The 23479-nt window shown below is 69.8% G+C and carries 27 protein-coding genes; 3 read left to right on the forward strand and 24 right to left on the reverse strand.

Going from position 1 to position 23479, the window contains the following annotated elements; all coding sequences use genetic code 11:
- Window positions 1-9: 9 nt before the first annotated feature.
- The 3 genes from LZK98_RS20225 to LZK98_RS20235 all read right to left on the reverse strand — a co-directional run bounded on the left by LZK98_RS20225 (window position 10) and on the right by LZK98_RS20235 (window position 3731).
- Window positions 10-2628: a TonB-dependent receptor gene (locus tag LZK98_RS20225; RefSeq protein ID WP_233784305.1), complete on the reverse strand. Its 2619-nt coding sequence runs from the start codon at window positions 2626-2628 to the stop codon at window positions 10-12.
- A 148-nt stretch (window positions 2629-2776) separates the two neighbouring features.
- The gene (locus tag LZK98_RS20230; protein WP_233784306.1) at window positions 2777-3172 is read right to left on the reverse strand and encodes a hypothetical protein; all 396 of its coding nucleotides are present in this window, start codon (window positions 3170-3172) and stop codon (window positions 2777-2779) included.
- Between the two features lie 58 nt (window positions 3173-3230).
- Window positions 3231-3731, reverse strand: coding sequence for an Hsp20/alpha crystallin family protein (locus LZK98_RS20235; protein WP_233784307.1), 501 nt, complete (start codon window positions 3729-3731; stop codon window positions 3231-3233).
- A 222-nt stretch (window positions 3732-3953) separates the two neighbouring features.
- Here LZK98_RS20235 and LZK98_RS20240 point away from each other — a divergent pair, with 222 nt between their 5' ends.
- Together LZK98_RS20240 and LZK98_RS20245 are read left to right on the forward strand one after the other, a co-directional pair.
- Window positions 3954-4361 (forward strand): secondary thiamine-phosphate synthase enzyme YjbQ, encoded by a 408-nt coding sequence (locus LZK98_RS20240; RefSeq protein WP_233784308.1) that lies wholly within the window; start codon window positions 3954-3956, stop codon window positions 4359-4361.
- A gap of 4 nt (window positions 4362-4365) precedes the next feature.
- Window positions 4366-4821, forward strand: a complete 456-nt coding sequence (locus LZK98_RS20245) for an NUDIX domain-containing protein (RefSeq protein WP_233784309.1) — start codon at window positions 4366-4368, stop codon at window positions 4819-4821.
- On the opposite strand, the gene LZK98_RS20250 is transcribed toward LZK98_RS20245, so the two are convergent.
- The 8 genes from LZK98_RS20250 to LZK98_RS20285 form a co-directional block, all read right to left on the reverse strand.
- Entirely contained in the window at window positions 4811-5584 is a 774-nt protein-coding gene (locus LZK98_RS20250) for a nucleotidyltransferase family protein (protein WP_319937519.1), read from the reverse strand. The two genes, LZK98_RS20245 and LZK98_RS20250, sit on opposite strands and share 11 nt — an antisense overlap.
- The gene (locus tag LZK98_RS20255) at window positions 5551-6477 is read right to left on the reverse strand and encodes a hypothetical protein (protein ID WP_233784310.1); all 927 of its coding nucleotides are present in this window, start codon (window positions 6475-6477) and stop codon (window positions 5551-5553) included. The genes LZK98_RS20250 and LZK98_RS20255 overlap by 34 nt, the downstream gene beginning before the upstream one ends.
- Window positions 6474-7493, reverse strand: a complete 1020-nt coding sequence (locus LZK98_RS20260; protein WP_233784311.1) for an acylglycerol kinase family protein — start codon at window positions 7491-7493, stop codon at window positions 6474-6476. Before LZK98_RS20260 ends, LZK98_RS20255 begins: the two co-directional genes overlap by 4 nt.
- Window positions 7494-7678: 185 nt before the next feature.
- Window positions 7679-8146, reverse strand: a complete 468-nt coding sequence (locus tag LZK98_RS20265; protein ID WP_233784312.1) for a DUF2141 domain-containing protein — start codon at window positions 8144-8146, stop codon at window positions 7679-7681.
- 286 nt (window positions 8147-8432) lie between these two features.
- A complete protein-coding gene (locus LZK98_RS20270) occupies window positions 8433-9737 on the reverse strand; it encodes a lipopolysaccharide biosynthesis protein (protein ID WP_233784313.1) in 1305 nt (434 codons plus the stop codon).
- A gap of 32 nt (window positions 9738-9769) precedes the next feature.
- Window positions 9770-10900 carry a CDP-alcohol phosphatidyltransferase family protein gene (locus LZK98_RS20275; protein WP_233784314.1) on the reverse strand — a complete coding sequence of 377 codons (1131 nt, stop codon included), beginning with the start codon at window positions 10898-10900 and terminating at the stop codon, window positions 9770-9772.
- A gap of 54 nt (window positions 10901-10954) precedes the next feature.
- Complete coding sequence (locus tag LZK98_RS20280) at window positions 10955-12079, reverse strand: hypothetical protein (RefSeq protein ID WP_233784315.1); 1125 nt, start codon at window positions 12077-12079, stop codon at window positions 10955-10957.
- Complete coding sequence (locus LZK98_RS20285; RefSeq protein WP_233784316.1) at window positions 12076-12789, reverse strand: phosphocholine cytidylyltransferase family protein; 714 nt, start codon at window positions 12787-12789, stop codon at window positions 12076-12078. Before LZK98_RS20285 ends, LZK98_RS20280 begins: the two co-directional genes overlap by 4 nt.
- Before the next feature lie 116 nt (window positions 12790-12905).
- Here LZK98_RS20285 and LZK98_RS20290 point away from each other — a divergent pair, with 116 nt between their 5' ends.
- The gene (locus LZK98_RS20290; protein WP_233784317.1) at window positions 12906-13592 is read left to right on the forward strand and encodes an HAD family hydrolase; all 687 of its coding nucleotides are present in this window, start codon (window positions 12906-12908) and stop codon (window positions 13590-13592) included.
- Here the strand turns inward: LZK98_RS20290 and LZK98_RS20295 are convergent.
- The 13 genes from LZK98_RS20295 to LZK98_RS20355 form a co-directional block, all read right to left on the reverse strand.
- Window positions 13528-15015 (reverse strand): hypothetical protein, encoded by a 1488-nt coding sequence (locus LZK98_RS20295; RefSeq protein WP_233784318.1) that lies wholly within the window; start codon window positions 15013-15015, stop codon window positions 13528-13530. The two genes, LZK98_RS20290 and LZK98_RS20295, sit on opposite strands and share 65 nt — an antisense overlap.
- A 36-nt stretch (window positions 15016-15051) precedes the next feature.
- Window positions 15052-15447 carry a hypothetical protein gene (locus tag LZK98_RS20300; protein WP_233784319.1) on the reverse strand — a complete coding sequence of 132 codons (396 nt, stop codon included), beginning with the start codon at window positions 15445-15447 and terminating at the stop codon, window positions 15052-15054.
- A gap of 4 nt (window positions 15448-15451) precedes the next feature.
- Window positions 15452-15943, reverse strand: a complete 492-nt coding sequence (locus LZK98_RS20305; RefSeq protein ID WP_233786655.1) for a demethoxyubiquinone hydroxylase family protein — start codon at window positions 15941-15943, stop codon at window positions 15452-15454.
- Window positions 15944-15987: 44 nt separating this feature from the next.
- Window positions 15988-16464 carry a disulfide bond formation protein B gene (locus tag LZK98_RS20310; protein ID WP_233784320.1) on the reverse strand — a complete coding sequence of 159 codons (477 nt, stop codon included), beginning with the start codon at window positions 16462-16464 and terminating at the stop codon, window positions 15988-15990.
- Between the two features lie 11 nt (window positions 16465-16475).
- Window positions 16476-17813: a S41 family peptidase gene (locus tag LZK98_RS20315; protein ID WP_233786656.1), complete on the reverse strand. Its 1338-nt coding sequence runs from the start codon at window positions 17811-17813 to the stop codon at window positions 16476-16478.
- Between the two features lie 98 nt (window positions 17814-17911).
- On the reverse strand, window positions 17912-19057 hold the full coding sequence (locus tag LZK98_RS20320) for a murein hydrolase activator EnvC family protein (RefSeq protein WP_233784321.1): 1146 nt from the start codon (window positions 19055-19057) through the stop codon (window positions 17912-17914).
- Window positions 19058-19059: 2 nt separating this feature from the next.
- Complete coding sequence (locus LZK98_RS20325) at window positions 19060-19479, reverse strand: 23S rRNA (pseudouridine(1915)-N(3))-methyltransferase RlmH (protein WP_233784322.1); 420 nt, start codon at window positions 19477-19479, stop codon at window positions 19060-19062.
- Between the two features lie 7 nt (window positions 19480-19486).
- Window positions 19487-19870, reverse strand: coding sequence for a ribosome silencing factor (gene rsfS, locus LZK98_RS20330; protein ID WP_233784323.1), 384 nt, complete (start codon window positions 19868-19870; stop codon window positions 19487-19489).
- A 14-nt stretch (window positions 19871-19884) separates the two neighbouring features.
- Complete coding sequence (locus tag LZK98_RS20335; RefSeq protein ID WP_233784324.1) at window positions 19885-20505, reverse strand: nicotinate-nucleotide adenylyltransferase; 621 nt, start codon at window positions 20503-20505, stop codon at window positions 19885-19887.
- A complete protein-coding gene (locus LZK98_RS20340) occupies window positions 20502-20786 on the reverse strand; it encodes a type II toxin-antitoxin system RelE/ParE family toxin (protein WP_233784325.1) in 285 nt (94 codons plus the stop codon). Before LZK98_RS20340 ends, LZK98_RS20335 begins: the two co-directional genes overlap by 4 nt.
- The gene (locus LZK98_RS20345) at window positions 20783-21037 is read right to left on the reverse strand and encodes a CopG family ribbon-helix-helix protein (RefSeq protein WP_233784326.1); all 255 of its coding nucleotides are present in this window, start codon (window positions 21035-21037) and stop codon (window positions 20783-20785) included. The genes LZK98_RS20340 and LZK98_RS20345 overlap by 4 nt, the downstream gene beginning before the upstream one ends.
- 42 nt (window positions 21038-21079) lie before the next feature.
- Window positions 21080-22117 carry an aldo/keto reductase gene (locus LZK98_RS20350; protein WP_233784327.1) on the reverse strand — a complete coding sequence of 346 codons (1038 nt, stop codon included), beginning with the start codon at window positions 22115-22117 and terminating at the stop codon, window positions 21080-21082.
- A 68-nt stretch (window positions 22118-22185) separates the two neighbouring features.
- Complete coding sequence (locus LZK98_RS20355) at window positions 22186-23433, reverse strand: glutamate-5-semialdehyde dehydrogenase (protein ID WP_233784328.1); 1248 nt, start codon at window positions 23431-23433, stop codon at window positions 22186-22188.
- Between the last annotated feature and the right edge of the window lie 46 nt (window positions 23434-23479).

Here is a 23479-nt window from a genome sequence, read left to right on the forward strand (position 1 = left end):
GCCTCCCCATCAGAATTTCAGCGTCACCGTGCCGCCATAGGTCGGCCCGACGATGCCGCGGGCGTAGAAGAAGCCCGAATCCGCGTTCTGCGTCTGGCCCTGGCGCGGGTTGCCCTCGGTCAGGCCCATCACGTTGAAGATGTTGTCGGCATCGAAGCTCACCTGCAGCCGCTCGGTGATGTTGAGGCTGATGCCCGCCCCCGTCACGCCATAGCCGGGCAGCGCGACGCCGTTGCCCGAATCGGCGAAGATCTTCCCGATATATTTGTAGCGCGCATAGACCTCGCCGAGGCCGCCCGGCAGCTTGAAGGTCGGGGTGATCGTGTAGAGCGTCGACGGCGTGCGCTCGGGCCGGTTGCCGCTGTAGGTCGGCTGCGCCACGCCGTTCAGCGTCAGGTTCTGCAGCTTGGGCTTCTGGAACACGCCGGCGAAGTCGACGGAGAACCAGTTGACCGGCCGCACCGCGACGTCGACCTCGACGCCGGTGGTCCTGAGGTCCGCCAGGAAGCTATCCTGCCGGGTCGGGTCGGTCGGGCTGATGAAATTGTAGAACTGGTCGTTGAAGTTGGTGCGGAACACCGTCGCCGAGGCACTGACGAAACGGCCGAGCTGGTAGCGCACGCCGGCCTCGTAGAGCTCGATCTCGGTGATCGGATCGGTGTTGTTGGTCTGGAAGCCGAGCGCATAGCGCGCATAGACGGCGAGGTTGGGCGTGATGCGGTAGTTGGCGCCGACCGTCCAGGCGACCTTCTCCTGCGTGCGGCGCGTCACGTTGAACGTGCCGTCCCAGGTCGAGCCCGGCGCGGGAAGGACGACGCCTGCGCCGGACGGCGGCGGCGGGTTGACCGCGGCGGCGCGGCCGTCGCGGAACACCGCGGAGTCGCTTTCCCAGCGCACGCCCGCGTCCAGGTGGAGATTGTCGCCGATCTGCAGCTCGTCGTTGGCGTAGAGCGAGAAGGACTTGTCGTCGCGCTCGCGGATGCCGACGCCCCAGTCGCCGTAGGAGATGAGGCCGTTGTCGCTCAACGTGCCGACGACGTTGTTGTTCGCGTCGAGCGCGACGATGTCGTAGATGTCGCTGTTGTTGCGGACGTCGTTGACCACCGTCCCGACCGCCGACTGGTTCTGCTTGCGGCTGACGTCGTAATATTGGACGCCGAATGTCAGCGAGTTCTTGAACGACCCGCTCTCCATCTCCCAGCGCGCGCCGACGTTCAGGCCGAAGTCGTGGCCCTTCAGATAATCGTGGTTGAGCACGGTCTGCTGGAGGAAGCCGTTGCCGTTCAATGCGTTCAGCGCATCGGTCTGGTTCGCCCCGATGACCTCCCCGGTCCGCAGGTTCTTGATGCCGAGACGCGCGGCCGCGGGGAAGGCGGCCAGCCCGCGATCGAGGAAGCTGATGTCGTTTATGACGCTCACCCGATCGAGCGGCGAAGACTCCGGCGTCAGATAGTCGACCGCGCTGGCGAGGCCGCCGTTGCCCGTGCCCGATCCGGGGAAGAGGCCATTGAAGTCGTAGCTGAGATCGAGATAACGGCTATGGGCGAACAGCTCGAGCCCGTCGGCGACCGGCTTCTCGAAGTCGATGCGGAGCTGCTTGGTCTTGCTGCGCACGCCCTCAGTGTACCGGAAGTCGCGGAAGCCGTCGCTGTCGACGAAGCTCGATACCGGCACCGAGATGCGGGAGAAGGCGTCGCCGCCGATATTGTCCTTCTGCGGGTCGAGCCCCGGCACCCCGTCGGGATCGCCGTTGTTGTAGGCATAGGGCATGCCGGCGTAATAGGCGGTCTTGAGGTCGCCGATCTTGCCGGTCAGCCGGACATATCCCCCGTCGTCGAAGCGATATTCGAGCATCGCCTTCACGCGATAGCCGTCATAGTCGAACGGGTTCTTGCGCACGCCCGGGCTGCTCTGGAAATAGCCGCCGACGCTGAAGGCGAGGTTGTCGGCGATCGGCGCGGAATAATAGAGGTCGGCGCGCTTCAGGCCGTAGTCGTAGGCGGTGACCTTGGCGATGCCCTCCGCCTCCTTGAAGTTGGGCTTGCGCGAGATGAAGTTGATCGTCGCGCCCGCGCCGTTGACCGTCAGCACGCCCGACGAGCCGCCCTTCACCGCCTCCAGCCGGTCGATGGTGAGGTCCTGCGCGAAGAAGAAATCGGCGCCGCCGCCCTGGTAGAGCACGGGCATCCCGTCCTCCTCGAGCTGGACGAAGCGCTGGCCGCCGCCCTGGAGGCCGCGGACCGAATAGTTGTTGGAGACCTCGCCCGCCGTCCCTTCGACGAAGATGCCGGGGACCAGCTCGAGCATGTCGGCGGTCGAGCGCGGCGCGCGGCGGTCGAGGTCCTCGCGCGTGGCGAAGGTGATGTCGGCCGAGGAGGTGATCAGCGGACGGTCGCGAGAAGTCTGGCCGGTGACGACGATGTCCTGCGTATAGTCCTGCGGATCCGCGGACGAGGCGGGAGCAGCCGCCTGGGGCTGGGCGCCAGCCTGGGGCGGAGCGGCCGGGGCGGGAGTCGGGGTCGGCGCCGGGGTGGCGGGTTCGGCCTGCGCGAACGCAGGTGCTATCGGCAGGACCGCCGCGCCCAGCAGGAGCACGGCACGAACAGTGAAACGCGCGTGAACAGGCATGTCTCCTCCGACGCTCCAGAACGCGGCCGGACCGATCGGGATCCATGTATCCGCGGTTATCGTCCCGGCACTGCCGGGTTCTGGAAACGGTTACATTATGCCTTATCGCCGGCCGAGGAACAACTCCGGTACTGCGGGGAAACGAAGATCAGGCACCTTTCGGCGCAGAACCGCCAGGCCAGCGGGCCGGAAGCAACGTGACGGGCACCGGCTCCGCAATGGGCGTCCATCCCTGTTTCGCCAGCACGTCGTTGCTCTCGATCGCCTTTCGGCCGCGATCCAGCGACCAGGTAATGTGATAGGTGCCGCCGTCGGGCCGGTCGGCGGTGCCGCCGATCCGCACCGCCATCGCCTCCACCCCGGCGCCGTCGTCGGCGATGCCGACGATCTCGCCGGTCGCCGGCTCGGGCAGCGGATCGTCCGGGCCCGCGCCCGACCGGAGCGTCACATGATCCGCCACCACCTCCGGCCAATGCGGCGGAAAACGCGCCAGCAGCGCCGCGCGCTCGCCGCGGTCGAGTTTCCAGCCGATCACGTCCGCCATCGTCGGTCTCCTGAAAAGGAGGAGGAGGCCCGCGCGAGCGGGCGCGCCTCCCCGAGCCTCAGTGCCGCGTGTCGGCGTTGATCGGGATGCGGCGGCCGCGATCGGCCTCCGGTCCCTTGGGCAGCGTCACCGTCAGCACGCCATGCTCGAAGCGCGCCTCGGCCTTGTCCTCGTCGATGCCACGCGGCAGCGACAGGCGGCGCTCGAATTTGCCGTAATAGCGTTCGGTATAGCCGCGGGGCTGGTCGCCTTCCTCCTGCCGCCGCTCGCCGCGGATGGTGAGCACGCCGTCCTCGATGCCGAGGTCGACGTCCTTCTCGGTCATGCCCGGCAGCTCGGCGGTGATGCGCAGTTCCTTGTCGGTCTCGCTCACCTCGAGCGACGGCCAGCCGCGCCCACGCTCGCCGCCGGTCACCGGCAGGTTCCAGCCGCGGAAGACGTCGTCGAACAGCCGGTCGAGCTCGCGGCGCAGCGTGAAGAACGGGCTCGACTCGCGCCCGTAGCTGCCGAGCTGGCGGCTCTCGCGTTCGCGATCCCAGGGTGTCAATTCTCTCGCCATGATCCTCTCCTCATGCCTTGCAGAGCCATTAGGCCGCGCGCCGGGGCACGGCATCTGCGATTGCGAGGGAGTGCGGAAGAACGCCCGACGCCCTCGATCGCGAGGCCCGGGCCCGGATCGACGCCCGGCGATGAAAAGGTAGGCAGCGCGATCGGCGCTTCAAGACGATGGATCGCGGCGATGCGATGGATCGAGCGGCGGTATTCATGCGATGGAGGCAAGATGAAACAGAGAACGGGCACGATCGAGGTCGCCACCGAGAGACAGGGACTCGGCGTCGTGGAGCGCTGGGTCCGGGAACCGGCGATGCGGGAGGGGCTGCTGACGCTGTTCTGCCGCCATACCTCTGCCTCGCTCGTGATCCAGGAGAACGCCGCACCGGCCGTGCGGCGAGACATGGAGGCCTATTTCGCCCGCATCGCGCCCGAGGACCCGGCCGCCTACGAACATGACGACGAAGGGCCGGACGACATGCCCGCGCACCTCAGGACCGCGCTCACTGGCGTGCAGCTGGCGATCCCGCTGATCGAGGGGCGGCTGGCGCTCGGCACCTGGCAGGGCATCTACCTGTTCGAGCACCGCCGCCGGCCGCACCGGCGGTCGATCGCGCTTCACCTCATCGGCGAATGACCGCGTGGCCCAGGAAAGCGCCGGCATCCTCCTGTGGCGCAGGCGCGAGCGGCTGGAGGTGCTGCTGATCCATCCCGGCGGTCCCTTCTGGGCGAACAGACATGAAGGCGCGTGGATGATCCCCAAGGGACTGATCGAGGCCGGAGAGACGCCCGCGGCGGCTGCATTGCGCGAGTTCGAGGAGGAGCTCGGCATCCGCCCCGCCGGATCGCCGGTGCCGCTGTGCCGCATCCGCCAGGCCGGCGGCAAATGGGTCGAGGCCTTCGCGCTCGAAGGCGATCTCGACGTCGCCGAAGTCCGCAGCAACGGCTTCGAGATCGAATGGCCGCCGCGCTCGGGCCGGCGCCAGGCATTTCCCGAGGTCGACCGCGCCGGCTGGTTCAGCCTTGCCGAGGCGCGCGCGATGATCCTGCCGAGCCAGCGCCCGATCCTCGACGCGCTGGAGCGCCTCAGCGCCTGAGCGCGCGGACGAAATCGAGGTCGGCGGGCTTGTCGACGTCCACCGCCGCCAGACCGTCGCGTGCCTCCACCACCGAGGCGCGGACGCCACAGGCGGCGCCCAGCCGGGCCAGCGCCTCGGCGAGCGACAGGCGCCCGGTGACGTAGCGGAGCAGCATGCCCGCCCCCAGCCGCCGCACGATCCGCCACGGCCGCTTGCGGTCGCGCTCCACCGTCTGCCAGAGGTCGATCGCCGCCCCCGCCGCCGGGGTCGCCAGATGGAAGAGGTTGCAGCCGGACCATTCACCGTCGGCGAAGCGCAGATAGGTGCGCCTCGTACCGGCAGCGTCCCGCTCGATCGTCTCGCGACGGGCGAGCAGCGCGGCGACGTCGGCGCCGGGGGGCACGTCGTCCAGGAACTGGCGCACCCATTGCGGCTCGAGCAGCGCATGGTCGGCGGTCGTCACCAAGAGCGGGGCGCCGAGCTGGTCGAGTCCTTGCCGCGTGCTGAGGCTAGGGCCACCCGCCGCTTCAAGCACTTCCGCGCCGAGCGCCGTCGCATGGACCTTCACTGCATCGCCCGATGCCGAAACCGCGATCCGCGCCGCCCCCGCCTCGCGCAGCGCAGCGACCACATGCGCGAGCATGGTCTCGCCGCCGATCGGGATCAGCGCCTTGTCGGAGACGCCGGCATAGTCCGCCACCGGATCGGCACCGCCGCGCGATCCGGCCAGCACCAGCGCATTGAAGCTCATCGTGCGGGCGATATACGCGTCCCGCGCCACACCCGCCAGAGCACGCCGGGCGCGGCGAGGATCGGATGCCGCTCGCGCCACGGCGTCAGCGGCAAGTGGACGCCGGTGTGGCGCTCGAGCTTCCACAGCGCGTAGCGGGTCGCGCCCTCGAAAGTGAAGGCGGCCTTGACCAGCCGCGCGACATTGAGCGGCTTGCCGGCCCGCCGGCGGGCGCGCCACGCGCGAGTCACCGCGCGGCGCATGGTAGCCGGCACCGACGGCACCAGCACGTCACCATCGCGCGCGTGACCGATGCCTGCCGCATCCCAGGCGAGCGGCAGCAGCCTGTCGTAACGTTCGGGATGATAGGCGAGGATCTGACGCTCGCGCCCGGGCCGCTCGACGCGGAACTCGGCGGTGTAGGTCTGGCGGAACAATGCGCTCCAATAATCGGCCGCTTCGCCGCTCTCGGGGCCCAGCACGGCCGCGAAACGCGCCGCGGTCGTCACCGCCGCCGCCACTGCCTCGATCACCCGCCGCGCTACCGCCGCGTCCGCCGCCCAGACGAGCGCGGCCGGCTGGGTGAAGCGCGCCCAGATGGTGGTATCGAGCGACCGGCCCTCGACCGCGGTGCGGAAGGTGTCGATCGGCATGGTCGCCACCTTGGCGCGGATCATCCGTGTGCCGACCGGGGTCTCCACATAGCTCACGTCCGGCCACAGCCAGCGCGTGGCGAGCGCGCGCAGGCCGCGGCTCCGGATGCCGTCGGTCAGCACGTAGAAATCGAGCACGCCGTCGAAGTCGCCGGTCCGCAGCACCGATCCGTAGAACAGCACCGCCAGCACGCCCGGCTTGTGCGCAAGTGCGGCCGCCGCGGCACTCACCTCGGCAGGGACCGGAGCGTTCAGCTCCTCGGCAATGACCTCGACGAGCGGCGCGTTCACGGCACCGCGAACTGCAGCGGCTCGCCGGCGCGGATCGCGAGCTCGCCGCCGCGATACTGCTCGCCGTCGAGCACGAAATCGCCGTCCAGCGTCAGCTCGAACGGCCCCGGATCGGCGCGGTGATAGCCCCAGTCGTCGAGCCAAGCCGCCTCCGACCCCATCAGCAGCGGCCCGAAGGCGACCAGCGGCTTGGCGGGCGGTGCGTCGACCGCGAGGCCCTTGAGGCCGGGGCGCGGCCGGCCGAACGGCTTGAGGCCGAGCGGCATCCGCTCCAGCGTCGACAGGAACAGGATGTAGAAGGAGCGGTCGACCTCGAACCCGTCCTCGCGGCGGATGCGCATCCGATCGCCGCGGCGCCAGGCGTTGCCGGCGCCGCCGAACAGCGTCTGCGCGATGCTCCAGGCGAGCGACAAGCCGACCGCGACGCCGTTGAAGGCGCCCCATTTGTGCGTGCGCTGGGCAAGCTCGGTCGCGCGCACGAAGCCGCCGGCACCGAACAGGAAGCCGCGCAATGCCGGCTCCGACGTGCCGATCCGCTCGATCTCGATCGGCGCGCGCGTGGCGAACCGCTCGGCACGCGCCGCCTCCAGCGCCGCCTCCACCGTCCATTCCTCAGGGATGCCGAGGTCGTAGGCGAGTGCATTGGTCTTGCCCGACGGGATCACCGCGAGCTTCGGCATGTCGTCGAACACCTTGGCCGCCGCGGTGATCACGTCGCGGACGGTGCCGTCGCCGCCGTCGACGATCAGCAGGTTGACGCCCTCGGCCGCGAAGTCGACCAGCGTCCGCTCGAGCGCGACGCGCGTGCGCGGCGAGGCGTAGAATACGTCGTCGGTGCCCTCGAACTGGAGGCCGTTCTTGTGGTTGCGGTGCGCCCGCGCATTGGCGATCACGCCAGCGCGAATCTCGTCCGCGGGGCGCAGCCGGCGGGCACGGACTGCCGCGCCGCCCGGCCAGGGCAGCACCACGCCCGTCTCACCCCGGGTGCGGGCGAGCTTCGGCGCGGTATCGGCCACCGGCTTTTGCCGCAACGGATCAAAAAACTGGCGCAAAACAGTTCCCCGTTTCCACAGACATCTATACGTCACATTAGTTTCATTGGGCCGTAATGAGACCCGAGTAAGGCGCGAAATGGGAATTTGTTGTCATTTGACAACGGTCCGCCGCAAAAAATGCGGCCGGTGCCGCCAATCCCGCTACGTCAGCGGCTGTAGCGCATCTTGATACGGACGGTGCGGCGATCCGCCGACACCGGGAAGCGGACCGCCCGGAACGACGGGACGCCCAGCGTCGTCGGCGCATCGTTGGAGAAGCCGAAACCTTCCTTCACCGAGAACAGCGTGCGGTTGAAGTCATGATCGCCGTTCTCGTCGTGATAGATGGCGATGGCGTAATAGCCGGGCTTCAGCCAGAAGCAGGCGCGCGTCGTCCCGGCGGCGGCCGGAACGCGCTGGCGCAGCAGCTTGCCGCCCTTGGCGAGGAAGCGGCCCGAATCGTCGGGGTAGACGGTGAACGCCACTTCGCCGGCGCCGTTGCGGACGTCGGTCGCCACCACGTCGAGCTGGATCGCTCCGCCGCCCGGCTGGCCGGCGCAGGCCGCCTCGGCCACGGCCGGGGCAAGCATCGAAAGCGCGATCGCCGCAGCGGCGGCGGCAGCATTCCGGGTCATCGGACACAACTCCATCCATGCGAACACGGACGCACGAACCGCGCCCGCATGCCCTTTCCCCCAAGGTTCCGGCGGGAAATGTGCACTTTTAAGGCGATCACAAGGCCTTTGTATCTTTATGCGTCAGCGTTCCGGCCGGTCCTAGGGTCCAAACCCATAAACGGCAGTGGCCGTGACGGAGCGGATTTTGGTGCAGGGCTAGGAGTGAGGAAGGAGCGATGCGGATAGCATCGTGACTGACGAGCGACGACGCCATGCGCCAAAATCCGCCCGTCCCTCCGGGCGATCACGGTCGTTGCCGTTTATGGGTTTGGACCCTAAGCAGCCGCATCGTCGCGATTCCGAGGAGGAGCGCGATCACCAGCGAGTTCGCCACCACCGCGATCGCCACGCCGATCACGCCATATCGGTCGTCGAGCAGGAAGGCGACGGCGAACAGCACCGCCGCCGCGATCAGCCGCACGACGAAGGTCAGGCCGGAGCGGTTGGCGGCGAGCAGTAGCGGCTCGAAGCCGACGATCATCAGGTCGATGCAGCCGGCCGCCGCCAGCCAGATCAGGATCGGGTAGCCGCGCGCGAACGCGCTGCCGCCCATCAGCGTCAGCACCGGCTTGCCCGCCACGACGATGATCACGAACACGACGGCGGCGATGATGCTGGTCATCAGGAACGAGCGCCCGATCAGCCCGCCGACCCGGTGCATCCCGCCGGTGCCGACCGCGCGGACGATCTCCGGAAAGGCGGCGCGGGCGAGCAGCTGCGAGAATTTGGTGAGCGCCTGGGCAAGCTGCAGCGCCAGCCGGAAGGCGCCGGCCGAGGCGGTGCCGGCGATGCCGCCGACCAGCAGCAGCGGCACCTGCTTGCTCGACAGGCCGAGCGTCGAATTGGCGTTGGTGCTGAGCGCGAAGCGGACGATGCCCGGATGCTCGCGGATCACGCCCTTGAGGCTGCCGCCGCGCTTCAGCAGCTGGAGGTCGCCGGTCCGCGCGAGCAGGACCCAATAGGCGGCCGCGGTCAGCACCTCGGCCAGCGCCCAGGCGACCAGGAAGCCGCTGACGGTCGGCTTGATCACCACCGCCAGCGCCGCACCGACCAGCCTGACGAGCGGCGTCACGCTGTCCGCCAGCGCCGCCAGCGAGAAGCGGTCGCGCATCCTCAGCACGCCGAGCGGGGTCGAGCGGATCGAGAGGAGCTGGGCGACGGTGAACAACATGGTGGCGCGCGCATGCACCTCCCTCACCCCCAGGGCCTCGCCCCAGTTGTAGATGATCACCGCCGCCAGCAGCGTCCCCGCCACCGCGCTGCCCAGGTCGAGCAATCCGCAGGCGCGCACCAGCTTGGACAGCCGCGCTTCGTCGCCCGAATGGACATAGGCGGTGCCGTATTGGACGATGATCTGCCAGGTCTGGAAGCCGACCAGGGTCGCCAGCGCCTGCGAGGCGCCGACGATCAGCGCGAACCGGCCGAAGTTGCTGACGCCCAGCGTGCGGGTGACGATGGCGATGTAGACGAGCGAGAGCACCGCCAGCACGCCGCGGCTGGCCAGCATCCAGCTCAAGTTGCGGGCGATCGCCCGCACGCCGCCGCTCACGCCGCGTTCCTCCGGTCCAGCGGGTCCTCGGGTCACGCGAGCCAGCTGACGATCTCGCGCCCGCGTGCCCGGACGACCATCGCCTGGATCAGCCGGACGAGATGGACGACGAGCGACAATGCGGTCCACGCCGCGACCGCGATGATGCCCCAGTCGGGCCGCCCGATGACCAGGAAAGCGAACAGGATCACCATGTTCGGGTTGCGCCGCGCGGTGACCAGCCGGAACTGACTGTCGAACCGCTCCCACACATGGATGTGCATCCCGAAGCGCGCGATGAACGCGCCCTCGATCAGCCGCTGCGCGACATAGCCGAACAGGATGGTGCCGATCACGATCCAGAAGGTCCGGTCGTCGAGCGGCCGGCCATAGACCGCGCAGCCCGCCGCCCATGCCCACCACCAGAAGGGCGGATGGACGAGGTCGACGCCGTGATCCCAGGCGTTGCCGAGCGCCGAGGAGGTGATGGTGCAGCGCGCGAGCTTGCCGTCGACGGTGTCGAGCACCATGAAGATCAGGCCGACCGCCAGGCCGCTCCAGAACCAGCCGTGCCAGAAGGCGATGGTGGCGATGATGCACAGCACGCTGCCGATCGCCGTCACCTGGTTGGGCGAGATGCCGAGCCGCGCCGCCAGCCGGGTCAGCGCGAACGCCCATTCCGGCCAGAGATATTTGGTGAGGATGTCGGTGACGCCCTTGTAGGCGCCGGCATAGCTCGCCCGCTCGATCGCGCGGACGTTCTCGGGCACCAGCCGCTCGGCGAAGGGCCGTTCGCGCTTGCGCAGCGCCTCGTTGAACAGCCCCTCCTCCGCCTCGGCCGCGATCACATCGAGCCCGGCATCGGGCGCGAGCGGCGCATCCGCGGACATCGCCGCCAGCACCGCCCCGCGCTGCGCCGCGTTGGCGACATGCGCGAGCACCGGCACGCCCTCGCGCGTGACGACGGTACCCGGGCGGCGCTTGAGATGCGCCATCCAGATCGGATCGAACACGAAATCGAGGTTGGCGACGATCGCGCCGTGCGCCGGATCACCCTGCAGCGGCAGCTGCTGCGCGAGCGCGATCCGCCGCAGCCGCTCGCTCGCGGTCATGCCCCAGATCCGCGTCGGATTGTCGCCCCAGGGCACGACCACCGGCTGGGGTGCGGTCACATCATCCTTCATCGGTCATTCCGATAGCCGAACACGGGGTCGTCGCGATAGCGCCTGTTGCGCGGTTCAGCGCAACGCGGCCAGCACTTCGGCCGCCGCCCGCCGAGGCGCCGCGCCGCTGGCGTCGCCCAGCACCTCCGCAGCGAAGGCGCGCTGCACCGCCGCGTAGCGCTCATGCTCGCGAGGGGCCCGTTCGAGCGCGGCTGCCAACGCGTCGATATCGTCGACGACGTCGCCCGCCTGCCACATGTCGTAGACGCTATCGCCCTGCCACGCGACGCCATGCGCGTTGAGGAAGACGCACGGCCGCGGCCGCATCAGGAACTCCACGACCTGGCTCGACGTATCGCCGAGATAGATGTCGGCCGCCGCGGTGTAGCTGCCGTCGACCATCGCGAAGCTGTCGAGGTCGCAATGCACGTCGCCCCGTCCTGCCAGCTCGGCGCAGAGCGTCCGCACCTCCGGGGCGCGCTCGACCAGCCGCTGGTGCGGCGCGAAGATCAGGTTGTAGCGGCCCGACGCGATCACCCGGCGCACCACCTCCTCGCCCCACCGCCACCAGGACGATCGGTGCTGCTGCCAGTGCGGCGTGTAGAGCAGCACCGGCCGCGGCTCGGCGAAGCGGAGGTCCGCGGCTTGGGCGTGGCGGAAGCCCGCCTTCATGTAGCCGAGCGCGAGGATACGGTCGGCATCGACGCCGAAGCTCGCCAGCGTGGCACGCTCGCGCTCGGAGGCGACGAAGGTCAGCCAGGCCGACTTGCGGCGGCGGTCGGAATAGGCGGACATCGATCCCGCCCCGTGCAGCGTCTTGATGAAGCGGGTCCGGAGCGGCAGCAGCGTCGGCAGCCACAGGCTGGTCTGCTCGGCGCACACCGCCACCGGCGTCCGGGCCAGCGCCGGCGCGAGGCGGGCGAGCGTCAGAAGCTTGGGCGGGAGCGGCGGATTGCGCCCGTCGTCATAGCCGTGAAGCGTGCGAAACCCCGGCGCGCGGCGCAGGCGAACTCCGGTCGTCCCCATCTCGGCCAGCCAGCGGCCGAGCAGCTCCTCATGGACCGAAGTCGCAATCCATGCGTCGATCGGCAGCTCCGGCGCAGCGCGCGCCAGCTCCTCCAGGATGGGATAGAGGTGCGGGATCAGCAGCGTCTCGCCGAGGAACAGGAACGCGACCTCGGCCTTTCCCGGGGCCTTCACTGGCCGCCCCGCCCGCTCCATCCGGCGATGTCCTCGGGCCGGTCGATCTCCTGCCACAGCGCGCGGTCCGTCTCGATTGCGCCGACGCCGACGGTCTGGGCAAGCCGGGCGACCACCGCATGATGGTAGGAATTGAGCCCTCCGGGGGCAGCGATCACCCGCTCCAGCGCGTCCGGATAGGCATCGCCGCCCGCCGACAGGATCACCCCCAGCGAGCGGTGCGTCGCGACATCCGGCGGCAGGTCCTTGGCCACCGCGCAGATCTCGCCGTTCGCGACCGTCACCAGCATGTCGTCGAGCGCCGGCTCGCCGAGCCGCTCGACCAACAGGTTGACGCCGCTCGCGGTGCGGGCGACCGCATCGGCGATCAGCGGCGGATCGAACACCGTGTCGCCGTTCATCAGGCAGAAGGGCTCGCGAAGATGCTCGCGCGCCATCCACACGCTGCCGATGCTGCTCGCCACCGACCAGAAGGGGTTGAACACGAACTCGACCGGCAGCGGTGGCGGCGTGCGCTGGAGGTGCGCGATGATCTGCCGATAGCGATAGCCGCCGACGATCACCGCCTTGGTCAGGCCGGCCACCGCCAGCGCCTCGAGCTGGCGGTCGAGGATGCTCCGCCCCTCGACCTCGATCAGGCATTTCGGCATCTCCTGCGTGAGCGGCAGCAGGCGGGAGCCGATGCCGGCACTCAGGATCACGCCAATCATGGCCGCCCAGATAGCGCGGCCCGGCGCGTTCGCCAGTATATTTTCTGCTGCCGAACCATGGTGCGCGGGATTCGGAGGAGCTAGGGCGAAGCTTCATCCTGCCCGGGGGAACTGCATTGGACAGCGCGACGGAGAGCGGGAACAAGCTCTCGATCTTCGACCTCGACCGCACGCTGACGCGGCTGCCGACCTATTCGCCCTATCTGCTGCACGCCGCCCGCACGGTGGCGCCGTGGCGCCTGCTGCTGGTGCCGGCCGCGGCGGCGGCGACGGCGGCGTACAAGGCCGGGCTGATCGACCGCAAGCGCACCAAGGAGCTGATGCACCAGCTGCTGCTCGGTCCACGCTTGAGCGCCGAGGCGCACGAGCGCGCGACCGCGCCGTTCCTGGCGCGGCTCCTCGCCGGCGGATTCCGCCCCGCCGCGCTCGAGCAGCTCGCCGCCGACCGCGCCGAGGGCCGCCGCCTGATCCTCGCCACCGCCGCGCCCGACCATTATGCGCACCGCATCGCCGAGAGCCTCGGCATGGAGGCGGCGCTCGCCACCAAAGTGCGCCGCGAAGGTGACCAGCTCACCCACAGGATCGACGGCGACAATTATCGTGGCGTCGCCAAGCTGCAGGCGATCGAGGCGTGGATCGCCGAGCAGTCGCTCGATCGCGACCAGCTCCATGTCCGCTTCTATTCGGACAATCTGACCGACGTCCCCACCTTTGAGTGGGCGGACGAGGCGATCGCGGTCAATCCTGGGGCAAAGCTGCGCCGGATCGCACGCGAGCGGGGCTGGCGGACGGTCGCATGGTGAGGATCGCGAGGCCGACGGCCGCCAGCGCCGCGACGACCCACCACGCCGCATAGCCGGACCAGACGCTCCACCCCAGCCATTCGCTCGGCAGCGTGCGGAGCTGGCCGCCGAGGAACCGCTCGCGGATCACGTCGCTCCACAAGGGGAAGGGTTCGCGCCCGCCCGACATGATCTCCGCCGAGGCGATGATGCTGTTGAGCGCGACCGAGCCGGCCAGCACCGCCAGCAGCAGCGCCTTCGACCAGCTGCGCGCCATGCCCCAGAGCGGCGCGAGACCGAGCGCCAGCAGACCGATCATCGGCACCACATGGCGCGGCCCGGTCGAGTTGCCGCCGTCCCAATAGACGTAGGACGCATTGTAGAGGACCGTTAGCAGCGCCACCGCCAGCGCCAGCACGCCGATGTCGCGCATGCTCCGCCGCCGGAGCATCAGCGTGCAGCCGATCACGGCGGGAACGAGGATCGGCGCCACCCACACCAGCCCGCGCCGATCGCCGACGAGGATTTCGAACAGCGCCGCCGGCTTCGGATAAGTGAGGCCGAACAGGCCCTGCTGCATCCCCTCGAACCCGACCACGCCCTGATAGCCGAGGCGGAACGGGGTGTGGAACGCGAACAGATTGTAGCCGACGAGCACGAGAAGCGCGGCGCCTCCGCCCGCCATGGCAGCAATAATGAGACCGGCCGGAAAGCCATAGCGCCGCAGCCGCCACAAGGCCCACAGCCCGATCGCCACGCCGCCGATCGCCGCCGCATGGTCGATCACCACCGCCCAGCCGAGCGCCAGCCCGGCCAGCAGCGCGAGTTTGGTCGACGGCCGCTCACCGTAGCTTCCGCGCCACACCGCCCAGGCCGCCACGACATAAAGCGCCGCCACCGGCGCATGGCCGAACAGGGTCGTCGACCACCCCCAGATCGGCGTGCCGAGCGCGAATCCGATCGCCGCGAACACCCCCGCCGCCGCGCTCCCGCCGAGCACGCGCCCCCAGTCGAACAGCGCCAGCGCGGCCAGCGCCGTCAGCAGCGCGACGCTGGTGGCGACCGCCAGCCGCAGTCGCAGCCGCAGGAACCGCTCGAACCCGACATCGTAGAGCTGAAGGCGCAGGTCATGCGCCTGCTGCCCGGTCGCGGCGTCGGCGAAGGCCACCGCCGGCAACGCCATCAGCGTCATCCCCGGCGCCTTGTCGAGGTAGAAATGATCGCCGAACCGCGCCTTGTCGATCGTCAGCGCCTGATATTCGTCGATGGTGGCATCGCCCTGCTCGACGATCGACAACGCCGCGAACAGCCGCGTCGCATGGTTAGGGTTCCACTCCCACGATCCGAACCAGACGCACGAGAGCCACACGAGCGCGAACAACAGCGCCGCGGTGACGCGCAGGCGAGCACGATCGCCGCCCCCTATCGATGCCGCGGTCTCCATCCCCCCTCTAGGACATCACGGCATGGGGGGCTTCGATCAGCGATCGGTATAGGCGCTGTCGGCCTGCGCCTTGGCGCGGCGCTCCTGACGAGCCCGCGTCGCTCCCGTCACGAAGCAGCCGGTCTGGCCGCCCGGGCCGACCGTCGAGCAACTGCCCGTGCCCGTCGCGCCGGTCGCGAGCACGTCGTCGACCTTGGTCGACCAGGCCTGGTACTCCGGCTTGATCTCGGGCTCGCGCAGCTCCTTGGGCACGCGGAACTGCTCGCCGGCGTCGCGGCGCTGGCACACGACGATCTCCTGCCCGTCCTTGTTGGTCGGACATTTCTGGTCGCCGTAGAGGATGACCACGCCGTTGACCGGCGCGTCCTGCGCGAACGCGGGAACGGCGGCGAACAGGCCGATCACGGGCAACAGCAGCTTCATCGCAGCCATAGTCTCAAATCCTCTTCGCCACGGCAATCGCCGCCCGGCAGCCCAGCCTGATCAGGCCACTCATCACCGGATAGGCCGGCGCCATCTCCGCCCCGCTGGCGAGCGCGGTGTCGCGGTGCTCGATCTCCTCGTCGCGGAAGCGCGCGACCGCCTCGGAGAGTTCCGGATCGCTGTCGCCGAGCTCGTCGAGCTGCTGCTGGTAGTGGCGGTCGATCTCGGTCTCGACCGCGACGGTGCAGGCCATCGCCGCCTCCGGCCCGATCGCCGCGGTGACCGCGCCCAGCGCGAAGCCGGCGACGTTCCAGAACGGCTGGAGCGCGGTCGGCCGCACCCCGCGCCTGGCGATCAGCGCGTCGAAGAAGGCGCGGTGGCGCTCCTCCTGCCCCGCCATCGCCGCGATCTTGCGCGCGGCGGGCGTGCGGTCGCCCATCACCGCGAGCTGGCCCTGGTAGATGCGGGTCGCGCCATATTCGCCGGCCTGATCGACGCGGATCATCGACGCGACGTCGCTGCGCCGGTCGCCGGGAAGGGCTCGTCCTGTCACCGCCTGCTCCATGCCAGCGCCCAGATGGCGATCGCACCGGCGATTGAGAAGATGGCATTGTACCCGGCGAGCGAAATTCCGAACAACGTCCATTGCGCGACGTCGCAGCGGATCACCGGCGCGTTCATGATCGCGTCGAGCGTCGCCTGGATGTCGCCGTTCGAATGGATCGTCGACGTGCAGGCGGTGATGCCCTGCCACCAGTGATATTCGACGCCGGCGTGGAACACGCCAATCAGGCCGCTGATCGCGATCGCAATGCCGGCGAGCGTCACCAGGAACCGGCGCAGCGGAACCGGCGCCGGGAAGGCGATCAGCGCGAGCGGGATCGCCGCCATATGCGGCCAGCGCTGCCACCAGCACATCTCGCACGGCACCAGCTTGCCGAGCAGCTCCGATCCGAACGCGCCGGCGAGCAGCGCCGCCGAGACGAGCAGCGCCAGCAGATTGGCGGTGACCAGCTTCGAGCGCATGGAGGAACCGATCAGCGCCTGCGCGGCGCCACCGCCGCCACCTTCTGCGGCGCGACGGTCGACAGGCGCGCGATCGTCTTCACGGCATAGTCGAGCTGGAAGTCCTTGACCCCCTTCTTCTCCAACGCCTCGGCCGTGGCGGCGAAGCGGGGATCCTCGACGGTGTCCTCCTCGAGGACCTTGTTGTCGACCTTGGCCTCGTTGATCAGGTGCCGGCGCAGGTCCGCCTCGCGGAACACCGGCCGCGTCTTGTAGTCGGCGTCACTGAGCTGCGGCACGGTGATGTCGGGCTCGATCCCGCCCTCCTGCACCGACCGGCCCGAGGGGGTGTAGTAGCGCGCCGTGGTCAGCCGCAGCGCCGAATTGGCCGACAGCGGCAGCAGCGTCTGCACCGATCCCTTGCCGAAGCTGCGCTCGCCCATCACCAGCGCGCGGTGATGGTCCTGCAGCGCGCCCGCCACGATCTCCGAGGCGGAGGCGGTGCCCGAATCGGTGAGCACGATCACCGGCAGGCCGCGGGCGAGGTCGCCGGGCTTGGCGTAATAGCGCTCGATGTCGGTCTTCTCGCGGCCGCGCTGGGAGACGATCTCGCCATGGTCGAGGAAGGCGTCGCTGACCTCGATCGCTTGGGTCAGCAGGCCGCCGCCGTTGTCGCGCAGGTCGACGATATAGCCGGTCGGGGCATGGCCGAGCGACTTCTCGATCGACATGATCGCCGCCCGAGTGTCGGCGCCGGTGTTGGCGGAGAAGGTGTTGATGTTGATGACGCCGACGCCGTCCTTCACTTCCCACTTCACCGGCTTCTGGATGATGCGCTCGCGCACCAGCGTGAAGTCGAGCGGCTTGTCGCGGCCGGGGCGGACGACGGTGATCGACACCTTGGTGCCGGGCTCGCCGCGCATCCCCTCGATCGCCTCGTCGAGGGTCTGGCCGTAGATGAGCTGGCCGTTGATGTGGGTGATATAGTCACCCGCCTTGATCCCGGCGCGCCAGGCGGGGGTATCCTCGGTCGGCGCGATCACCTTGACCGCGCCGTCCTCCGACGTGACGGTGAGGCCGAGGCCGCCGTAATTGCCCTCGGTCTGGATCTTCATGTTGTCGAAGTCGAGCGCGTCGACATAGCTCGAATGCGGATCGAGCGCGGCGAGCATCCCCTGGATCGCGCCCTTGACCAGGGTCTTGTCGTCGACCTTGTCGACGTAGTCGGCCTTCACGCGATTGTAGATGTCCATGAACACGTCGAGCTCGCGATAGGCGCCGGTATCGACCTCCGCCATGGCGGCAGTGGTGACGGGAACCAGCGCGAGCGTGCCGACGATCGCGGAAGCGCGGAGAAGAGAGCTAAGCATACGGGCCATCGGGCATCAGTCCTGCGGAGTTATTCTCAGGCTAGCGGTTTTGGAAGGGCCACGCAAAGCTTTGCTCTGTCGGATCGCGCCTGACCGTGTCAGCTGATCAGCTGGGCGAGATCGACCGGCGTTCCCTTGCGGCGCAGCTCGACCGAGATGCGCGCGTCGCCCGCGCCCGCGCGGCCGAGCGGAGCGCCCTGCGCGACTCGATCGCCGCGCTTGACGGCGACGGCGGCAAGCCCGGTGATCGCGCTGGTCCAGCCGTTGCCGTGATCGATGATCACGACGGTCCGGTAATCGCGGAAGCGGCGGGCGAACAGCACCTGGCCGGCGGCCGGTGCGGCGACCGCGGCGCCGGGCACGACGGCCAGCGTCAGGCCGCGCGAGCGCACGCCCGCGCTCGAGAGCTCGCCAAGTCCTTCGACCACGCGGCCGGCGGCGGGCAGCCGATAGGGCGGCACCGCGAAACGCGCCGGCGCCTGTGATTCCCCCGCCTTGGCCGGGCGCGGCAGCGGGCCCGGCAGGGCGGCGAGCGCGGCGGCGGTCTCGGCCGCGGTGCCCGATTCCTCGATCTGATCGACCAGATCGCGCGCCCGCTCGCCGAGCGCGATCGCGCGGTCGCTCTCGAACATCGCGCTGCGATCGAGGTTGCGGCTCCTCAGGCGATGCTCTCCCTCCATGCGCACCAGCGCCAGCCGCTCGGAGCGGAGGCTGGCGTGACCGTCGCGCAAGGTGGCGGCGGCGAGCGCGGCATTGGCGCGCAGCTTGCGGGAACGGGCGATCTCGGCGCGGACCGCCTCGGTGCGCTGGCGGACGACCGGCACCATCGTGCCGAGCACCGCGCGGACATGGACGATGTCGCTCATCGATCCGGGCTGGACCAGCGCCACCGCGGCCGGGCGCCGGGCCAGCGACTGCAGCGCCGCGACCAGCCGCTCGATCGGCGCCTGGCGCTCGGCGAGACGCTTGCGCTGCTCCGTGATCAGGCCGTCGACCAGCGTGACGCGAGCCCGTGCCGCGACGATCTTCGCCTCGGCCGCCTTGATCCGCTCGGCGACGGCGGCTTCCTGGGCGCGCGCCTTGGCCGCCTCGTCCCGCTCGGTCGCGGCCGCGCGTTCGAGCGCGCGTGACCGCGCCTCAGCGGCGGCGGCTTCGGCATTGGCCGCCTTGAGCTCCGCGCGCCGGTCGGGCGGCGCCGGGGCGGCGGCAACCAGCGCGAGCGGGAGCAGGACGAGCCGCCGCACCGTCAGCCCTCGCGATGATAGGGATGGCCGGCGAGGATGCTGGTTGCGCGGAACAGCTGCTCCGCGAGCATCGCCCGCGCCATCAGATGCGGCCAGGTGAGCCGGCCGAACGACAGGAGCAGGTCAGCACGGGCGCGCTCGGCATCGTCGAAGCCGTCGGCGGCGCCGATCATGAAGCGCGTCTCCCTCACCCCATCGTCGCGCCAGCGGCCGAGCCGCTCGGCGAATGCCTTCGATCCCATCAGCTCGCCGGTCTCGTCGAGCATGACGATCCTCGCCCCGTCCGCCGCCGGCACCCTGCCGCCCTTATCGGGCAGCTCGGTCACCTTCGTCGGCCAGGCGATACGCGCGAGATAGCGCTCGACGAGCTCAGCCTCGGGGCCGCGGCCGATGCGGCCCCGCGCGACGATGTGCAGCAGCAATGCGGCGTCAGTTGACCGACGGCGGAGCGTCGCCGAACGCCCACATCCGCTCGAGATTGTAGAAGCTGCGCACCTCGGGGCGGAACAGGTGGACGATGACGTCGCCCGCGTCGATCAGCACCCAATCGGCGTTGGGCAGCCCCTCGACGCGCGCGGAGCGGCCGAACTCGGCCTTGATCTTCTCGGCGAGCTTGTTCGCCATCGACGCGACCTGACGGGTCGAGCGCCCGGAGGCGACGACCATATGGTCGGCGATGCTGCTCTTGCCCGCGAGCGGGATCGAGACGGTGTCGACCGCCTGATCGTCGTCGAGGCTCGCCAGCACGAGCCGATGGAGCGCCTCGACGCTGTCGGCATCGGGCGAACGCTGGACTTGGGGGTTGGTGGCCAAGGGAACTCCTGGGGTTACGGGATGCCCGCACGCGACCGGCGGTGACGGGAATAGCGGCGATGCCAGGCGGGATCGGCGGCCCGAAGCCGCGTCGCCGAAGTCGGATCGGGGCGGAAGCGCAGAAGCACGAGCGCCGGCAATCTCCATCCGGTCCAATTTAGTGCCTGGCGCGCGGGCTTCAATGAGCGCCGCAGCCAACCCATCGCCGGACCTGCATGGGCATCCCTATCATACCCCGGACGCGCGATCACCGCAATCGGGACCAGATGGGCTATATGCCGCCAGCGCTCCCAGCGGTGAAAGGTGGCGAGATTGTCCGCCCCCATCAGCCAGATGAAGTCGTGCTTCGGGTACAGGCGCACCAGCTTGGCCAGCGTATCGGCGGTGTAGCGGGTCTTGAGCCGCCGCTCGATGCCGGTGACGCGGATCGGCGCATGCCGGGCCATGGCGCGGGCGGAGGCCATCCGCGCGGCGAAGGGCGCCATGTCGCTCGCCCCCTCCTTGAGCGGATTGCCCGGCGACACCAGCCACCACACCTCGTCCAGCCCCAGCGCGCGCAGGGCATGGAGCGAGATCGCGCGATGCCCGCGATGCGCCGGGTTGAACGACCCGCCGAGGAGGCCGATGCGGCTCATGGACGAGCCTGCCGCCGCGCGCCGTGGATCACCCGCAGGATGCGGACATGGTCCGTCTCGATGCGGTAGAAAATGAGATAGGGCGTGTCGGCCACGCGCCATTTGCGCCGATCGCCGCGCGCCGTTACGGGGCCGGCCTTCGGCAAGTCCCCCAGCAGTCGGGTGGCCGCAAAAATCCGCGCGACGATCGTTTCCGCCACGGGCGGGTGGACTGCACGATAATGGCGATCGATCGCTTCGAGATCACGCCGCGCAAGCGCGGCGAACCGTATCTCGCTCACTCGGCGGCTTCACCGCGATGACGGGCCTCGAACCAGGCTTCCATCTGCTCCTGGGTGAAGAATTCGCCGCGATCGATCTGCCGTTCGGCTTCGTCGAGCGAGGCGAGGAACTCGGCTTCCTCTTCCACGAACTGCTCGACCGCGCGCGCAACGATCCATGCGCGCGAGCGATCGAGCCGTTCCGCCAGCTTGTCGAGCTTGACGGCAGTCTCTGCGGCGATACGGCCCGAAACGACGGCGGAATGGGTCATGTATCGAATGTATACATGCCGCACCCATCCCGCAATGCCGGGTCAGCGCCCCGACGGCGGCGCGGTGATGGCGCCACCCTTGCGATACTCGCCCTGGCGCTCGATCATCCAGCCCGGATATTCGGGCGGAAGCGCGCTGGCGGCGTCGAGCGCGGCGACCTCATCGGCACTCAGCACGACATCGACCGCGGCAAGGTTGTCGGCGAGCTGGTCGGGCCGCTTGGCGCCGACGATCACGCTGGTCACCTCGGGCCGCTGCAGCAGCCAGGCGAGCGCGATCTGCGCCATCGAACGCCCGTGCGCCTCGGCGATCGGCGCCATCGCGTCGAGCACCTTGTCGCCGCGTGGCCCATCGACCGGCGGGAAGGCGAAGCCGGCGCGGCGGCCCTCACCGCCGTTGCGGTACTTGCCCGACAGGAAGCCGCCGGCGAGCGGACTCCACACCATCAGCCCCAGCCCCTCGGAGGCGACCATCGGCCCGATCTCGCGCTCGAGGTCGCGGCCGGCGAGTGTGTAATAGGCCTGGACCGACTGGAACCGCGCTAGGTCCCTGCGCTCGGAGATGCCGAGCGCCTTGGCGATCTGCCACGCCGCCCAATTGGAGACGCCGACGTAGCGCACGTCGCCGGCGCGCACGAGCGTATCGAGCGCCGCCAGCGTCTCCTCGATCGGCACCGCCGGGTCCCAGCCGTGGATCTGGTAGAGGTCGATATAGTCGGTGCCGAGCCGCTTCAGGCTTTCGCGCGCCTGGGTCAGGATATGCTTGCGCGAGGTGCCGCGGTCGTTGGGCCCGGCGCCCATCGGGCCCATCACCTTGGTCGCGATCACCAGCGCATCGCGGTCGAGGCCGAGGTTCCTGATCGCCTGACCGGTGATCTGCTCCGATAGCCCTTCCGAATAGACGTTGGCGGTGTCGATGAAGTTGACCCCGGCGTCGATCGATGCCTTGACCAGCGCATCGGCGTCGGCCTGCTGGAGATCGCCGATACGGGCGAACATGCCCTGTCCGCCGAAGGTCATGGTGCCGAGGCAGAGTTCGGAGACGAACAGACCGGTGCGGCCGAGCGGTTTGTAGCGCATGCTGGATCTCCTGAGCGGGGCGGACGCCCACGCCTCAGATAGGCGACGCTACCGCCGCTTCCAGGGGATCACCCGCGAATCTGCCCCGTCCCGCGCCCGACCCATTTGTAGGTGGTGAGCCCTTCGAGCGCGACGGGCCCGCGGGCATGGAGCCGGCCGGTGGCGATGCCGATCTCCGCCCCCAGCCCGAACTCGCCGCCGTCGGCGAACTGGGTCGAGGCGTTCCACAGCACGATCGCGCTGTCGACGGCGCGCAGGAAGCTCTCGGCGGCGGCGGCATCCTCGGTCACGATCGCGTCGGTGTGGTGCGATCCGTGCGCGGCGATATGGCCCAGCGCCTCGTCGAACCCGTCGACGACGCGCACGGCGAGGATCGATTCGAGATATTCCGTATCCCAGTCGTCATCGCTCGCCGGCACGATCCGGCCATCGATCGCCCGCGCCGCCGCATCGCCGCGCAGTTCGCAGCCGGCATCGAGCAGCCTCTCGACGATCGGCGCGGGATCGGCATAGCCGCGGTCGATCAGCAGCGTCTCCGCAGCGCCGCAGATGCCGGTACGGCGCAGCTTGGCGTCGAGCACGATCCGCTCGGCCATCGCCGGATCGGCGGCGGCATGGACATAGACGTGGTTGTTGCCGTCGAGATGGGCGAGCACCGGCACCCGCGCCTCCGCCTGCACGCGCGCGACCAGCCCCTTGCCGCCGCGCGGCACCACCATGTCGATCACGCCCTCGCCCGCCAGCATCGCGCCGACCGCGGCGCGATCGGTGGTGGGGACGAGCTGCACCGCATCGCGCGGCATCCCGCCCGCCGCCAGCCCCTCGATCAGCGCGGCATGGATCGCGCGGTTGGAGCGCACCGCCTCCGATCCGCCGCGCAGGATCGCGGCGTTGCCCGCCATCGCGCACAGCGCCCCGGCGTCGGCGGTGACGTTGGGCCGGCTCTCGTAGATGATCCCGATCACCCCGATCGGCACGCGGACGCGCGACAGCTTGAGGCCGTTGGGCCGCTCGCGCTCGTCGATCACCTGCCCCACCGGATCGTCGAGCGCGGCGATCGCGGCGACGCCGTCGGCGGTCGCCTGCACCCGCGCAGGATCGAGCCGCAGCCGGTCGCGCATCGCCGGGGAGAGGTCGGCCGCCGCATCCATGTCCTCGGCATTGGCGGCCAGGATCGCGCCCTCGGCATCGCGTAGCGCCTCGGCCGCCTTGCGCAGCGCCCCGGCCTTGGCCGCGCTCGGCATTGCCGCCAGCACCGTGGCGGCGGCGCGGGCCCGGGCCCCCATCTCGGCGATCAGTTGCGTGGCGTCGGTCATCGTTCCTGCCCGCTAGCATGGCGCGGCGCGAGATGGTAGGCGGAGG

Origin of the sequence: Sphingomonas cannabina (assembly GCF_021391395.1) — a bacterium.
GTDB lineage: Bacteria > Pseudomonadota > Alphaproteobacteria > Sphingomonadales > Sphingomonadaceae > Sphingomonas > Sphingomonas cannabina.